Annotated in this window: 1 protein-coding gene; it reads left to right on the top strand. The window is 67.7% G+C overall.

The window, feature by feature from the left end:
* The first annotated feature begins 69 nt into the window (after positions 1-69).
* A protein-coding gene (locus ABME01_RS15610) for an IS3 family transposase (RefSeq protein WP_353829347.1) occupies positions 70-1,238 on the top strand; the annotation gives its coding sequence in 2 pieces (ribosomal slippage) (positions 70-354 and positions 357-1,238; 1,167 coding nt in all).
* Positions 1,239-1,271: the final 33 nt, after the last annotated feature.

Here is a 1,271-nt window from a genome sequence, read left to right as displayed (position 1 = left end):
GGGTCTGCTGCGCGAGTAGGTGACATCTGAATTGGCTTGCCCTGCGGGGTGGGCTGGAAGGATGTCATTGTGCCCAAGCCGTACCCGTCCGAGTTCCGTGATGACGTGGTTCGCGTCGCTCGGAACCGTGAGCCCGGTGTGACGATCGAGCAGATCGCGCACGACTTCGGGGTCCATCCGATGACGCTGCAGAAGTGGCTCCACCGCGCGAAGGTCGAAGAAGGTTCCGCGCCTGGCCCGACGAGGTCGGAATCGGCCGAGCTGCGTGAGGCGCGCAAGCGGATCCGGCTCCTCGAGCAGGAGAACGAGGTGCTGCGCCGGGCTGCGGCGTATCTGTCGCAGGCGAGCCTGCCGGGAAAAGGCTCTACCCGCTCGTGAGAGAGCTCGCCGCGGACCGGGGCATCCCTGTCGCGGTGACGTGCCGGGTGCTCAAGCTCGCTCGCCAGCCCTACTACCGGTGGCTGGCGAACCCGATCACCGACGCTGAGGTGGTCGAGGCGTATCGGGCGAACGCGCTGTTCGACGCCCACCGCGACGATCCCGAGTTCGGGCATCGGCTCCTCGCGGACGAGGCTCGTGCCGCGGGTGAGGCGATGGCCGACCGGACCGCGTGGCGGATCGCGTCGGGGAACGGCTGGTGGAGTGCGTTCGGCAAGCGCCGGAGCGGCAAGGGCAAGCGGGTCGGCCCGCCGGTGCACGACGATCTCGTCGGCCGGATCTTCACCGCTGACGGCCCGAACCGGCTCTGGCTGACCGACATCACCGAGCACCGAACGAACGAGGGCAAGCTGTACCTCTGCGCGGTCAAGGACGTGTACTCGAACCGGATCGTGGGGTACTCGATCAGCGACCGGATGAAGTCCCGCCTCGCCGTGAACGCGATCGAGCACGCAGTAGCCCGCCGCGGCGACGTCGCCGGCTGCATTGTCCATTCCGATAGGGGCAGCCAGTTTCGAAGCCGGAAGGTGCTGCGCACCCTGGCCCGGCACGACCTCGTCGGATCGATGGGCCGGGTCGGCGCCGCAGGCGACAACGCGGCCATGGAATCGTTCTTCAGCCTGCTCCAGAAAAACGTCCTGAACCGGCGCTCGTGGGCGACCCGGGAAGAGCTCCGGATCGCGATCGTGACCTGGATCGAGCGGACCTACCACCGCCGACGCCGGCAGCCCCGCCTCGGCCGTTTGACCCCGATCGAGTTCGAGGTCATCATGAACACGCCCGCCGCACTGGCGGCTTGACTACAACCTGTCACCTACTCGTGCAGCAGACCC

The organism is Agromyces litoreus, assembly GCF_040496015.1.
In the GTDB taxonomy this organism is placed as follows: domain Bacteria; phylum Actinomycetota; class Actinomycetes; order Actinomycetales; family Microbacteriaceae; genus Agromyces; species Agromyces litoreus.
The sequence above is the reverse complement of the archived record's forward strand: the minus strand, read 5'-3'. Positions and strand labels throughout refer to the sequence as shown.